Annotated in this window: 2 protein-coding genes; both read left to right on the forward strand. The window is 66.1% G+C overall.

Annotated elements, in window-relative coordinates; genetic code table 11:
* Window positions 1–136: 136 nt before the first annotated feature.
* Complete coding sequence (locus VGF12_RS05380) at window positions 137–2,287, forward strand: PQQ-dependent dehydrogenase, methanol/ethanol family (RefSeq protein ID WP_331175015.1); 2,151 nt, start codon at window positions 137–139, stop codon at window positions 2,285–2,287.
* An 87-nt stretch (window positions 2,288–2,374) separates the two neighbouring features.
* Entirely contained in the window at window positions 2,375–2,707 is a 333-nt protein-coding gene (locus tag VGF12_RS05385; protein WP_331175016.1) for a cytoplasmic protein, read from the forward strand.
* Window positions 2,708–3,343: the final 636 nt, after the last annotated feature.

The following is a 3,343-nucleotide window of genomic DNA, read 5'->3' on the forward strand; positions in this document are numbered from 1 at the left end:
CGTCGGGTGGGATTTTCATGCTGCGCTGCGGCAGATGGCTGAGTCGCGGTACGGCCGCGGCTACTGCGAAAGCAGGAGGGCGGGGCAGGCGGGCGGGGGCGATACTCGCCGGCATCCACGCTCTTGGGGGAGAACCATGAATCGTATCGGCCTGGCGGCCCTTGCCCGCCGTGTCCTGCTGGCGGCCAGTGCCGCCCTGCTGCCCGTCGCGGGCACGCAGGCGAGCACCATCGACAACGCCGCCCTCAACAACGAGGCCGACGGCGCCAACTGGGCGGCCTGGGGCCGCACCTTCAGCGAGCAGCGTTTCAGCCCGCTGGACCAGATCAACACGCAGACCGTGCCCCAGCTGGGCCTGGCCTGGTCGCTGGAGCTGGATGACGTCTGGAACGTCTCCAGCCAGCCGGTGGCGGTGGACGGCGTCATCTACACCGCCGTCGGCTACAGCATCGTGCACGCCATCGACGCGCGCACCGGCAAGCTGCTGTGGAAGTACGACCCCAAGGTGGAGTCGCGCAAGATGCGCTACGCATGGGGCAGCCGCGGCCTGGCCTTCTGGAACGGCAAGGTCTACACCGGCGTGCAGGACGGCCGCCTCTTCGCGCTGGACGCCAAGACCGGCCAGCTGGTGTGGGAGGTCATGACCACCACGCCGGGCGACAACCGCTACATCACCGGTGCGCCGCGCATCTTCAACGGCAAGGTCATCATCGGCCACGGCGGCGCCGACTTCGGCAACGTGCGCGGTTACGTCACCACCTACGACGCCGAGACCGGCAAGCAGCTGTGGCGCTGGTTCGTCGTGCCCGGCAACCCGGCCGACGGCTTCGAGAACAAGGCCATGGAAGAAGCCGCCAAGACCTGGAGCGGCGAGTGGTGGAAGTACGGTGCGGGCGGCACGGTCTGGAACGCCATGACCTACGACCCCGAGTACAACCGCATCTACCTCGGCACCGGCAACGGCTCGCCCTGGAATGCCCAGCTGCGCAACCCCGGCGGCGGCGACAGCCTGTATCTATGCTCCGTGGTCGCGCTGGACGCCGACACCGGCGAATACGTCTGGCACTACCAGACCACGCCGAACGAGACCTGGGACTTCAACTCCACGATGGACATGGTCTCCGCCACCATCGACATCGAGGGCAAGGCGCGCAAGGTGCTGATGCACGCTCCCAAGAACGGTTTCTTCTACCTGCTGGACCGCGACAACGGCAAGCTGATCTCCGCCGAGAAGATCGGCAAGGTGACCTGGGCCGAGAAGGTGGACATGGCCACCGGCCGCCCGGTGGAAGTGCGCGGCTCGCGCTACGAGAACGGCCCGGCCCTGACCTGGCCCGGCTCCGGAGGCACGCACAACTGGCACCCCATGGCCTTCAGCCCCGACACCGGCCTGGTCTACATCCCCGCGCGCGAGATGGCCGGTTTCTACGACGGCGAAGGCCGCAAGCCCGGCAAGTGGCAGATGACCCCGGGTGACGTGCTGGGCCTCAAGGGCTTCTTCGACGACATCCCCACCAGCGCCGGCAGCACCTCGCTGCTCGCCTGGAATCCGGTCACGCAGAAGGAAGCCTGGCGCAACCCCACCCCCGGCGCCACCGCCGGCGGCGTCATCGCCACGCACGGCGGCCTGGTGTTCCAGGGCCTGGCCGACGGCCGCTTCGTCGCCACCGACGCCGTCAGCGGCAAGGAGCTGTGGAGCTACCAGATGGGCGTGGGCACCCAGGCCCCGCCGCTGACCTACAGCGTGGACGGCAAGCAGTACGTCACCATCCTCGCCGGCTGGGGCGGCGCGCCCGCGCTGCTGGGCTCGCTCAGCGCCCAGCACGGTTGGGTCGGCCGCCAGTACCCGCGCCGCATGCTGACCTTCGCGCTGGACGGCAACGCCACGCTGCCGCCCTCACCCCCGCCGCTGGCCAAGGTCGAGCCGCTGGCCGCTCCCGACTTCAAGATCGATCCGGTGCTGGCCGAGAAGGGCAAGCACGTCTACACCGGCTGCGTGATCTGCCACGGCACCGCCGCCGTCGCCGGCGGCTACGCCCCGGACCTGCGCGCCTCCCCGGTGCCGCTGTCGCACGACGCCCTCAAGGCCATCGTGCAGGGCGGCGCCCTGGAGTCCCGCGGCATGCCCAAGTTCGAGGAGTTCACCGACGAGGACATCACCGCGCTGCAGCACTACCTGCGCGAGCGTGCCAACTACAAGCCGAGCTTCTGGGAGCAGGTTAAGCAGGTGTTCGGCTTCCTGTGGCTGATGATCAAGATGAAGCTGCTGGCAATGGGCTTGTTCTAATCGCAGGCTTGCGATGACACGAGGGCGGCGATGCGAATCGCCGCCCTTTTTGTTGCGACCCTTAGTGCTAGGCGGCATGCTGCCGCCATGAATCCCCTGCAGGCACTATTGTTGTTCCTGTGTCGGCCCCGCAAGCGAGTGCTGAACCAGGCGCACAAACACTCGATCCGCAATCGTCGAGAAGTAGAGGCTAGTCATTCATGTGGCTGTTTCTGCTGCCTGTCGATCTACTCTGCCACCGCCGTCAAGGACTGGACTGACTGGCCAGAGGGTACTAACGACGCCCAGGAAAGCGAGCATGACCTGACAGCGATCTGCCCGCGTTGCGGCACGGATGCCGTGATTGGCTCCGCTACCGGATACCCGATCACAGCGGAATTCCTGCGGCACATGAAGCATTACTGGTTCAAGGGTCTTTAATGCAGTAGGGCGGGAAAGCGAAGCGCATCCCGCCTTTCGTAACGGTGGGATGCGCTTCGCTTTCCCTCAATAAAAACCTGCTCCGCCGGGCCGCTCCGGAGAGATGGCGCGCGCCACGTGCCAGACCTGGCCTTTCGGCCAGCCGTTGTCTCCGCGGGCGCCTCGTGCAGGCACGCCCGTTGCGCTGCGCGGGCTCCCCTGGTGGGAGGGGCCCGGCGGGCAGCAATACCATGTTGTTAATGAGCACCGACAGCAGGTGGACCCGGGACTCGTTCGCGGATGCGCTAGCAGAGCCCTACTGGGTTAGCCCGGCAATCGTTCTACTGCGGGAGAGTTGGAGAGCGGAGGGGCATGGGCCGGGTGGGTGAGATCGATCCCGGTACGCCGTGGGCCTCGGTCGTTGCATGGCAACGTGGGGCCTGGCTCGATGTGAATAGGTTAGGCCGGAGAAGGCGAAACTCATAACGGAGTTCCGTATTTCTTCATCTTCTGTGGGTTGGCTTGTACGCCAGACCAAGTCGTATCAAAGATGATCCGGAACTATATCCGCAGCCGATAGCGATGTGGTGTGCACTGCAACCCTATCTACTACCTCTTTCGTGTCGCCCAACGCCCAACGCCAAAAATTAACCCGCG

Origin of the sequence: Roseateles sp. (assembly GCF_036404855.1) — a bacterium.
Classification (GTDB): Bacteria; Pseudomonadota; Gammaproteobacteria; order Burkholderiales; family Burkholderiaceae_C; genus Pelomonas.

Coding starts and splice junctions, on each gene's coding strand:
- VGF12_RS05380 (WP_331175015.1), top strand. CDS start 137: ATGAATCGTATCGGCCTGGCGGCCCTTGCCCGCCGTGTCCTGCTGGCG.
- VGF12_RS05385 (WP_331175016.1), top strand. CDS start 2,375: ATGAATCCCCTGCAGGCACTATTGTTGTTCCTGTGTCGGCCCCGCAAG.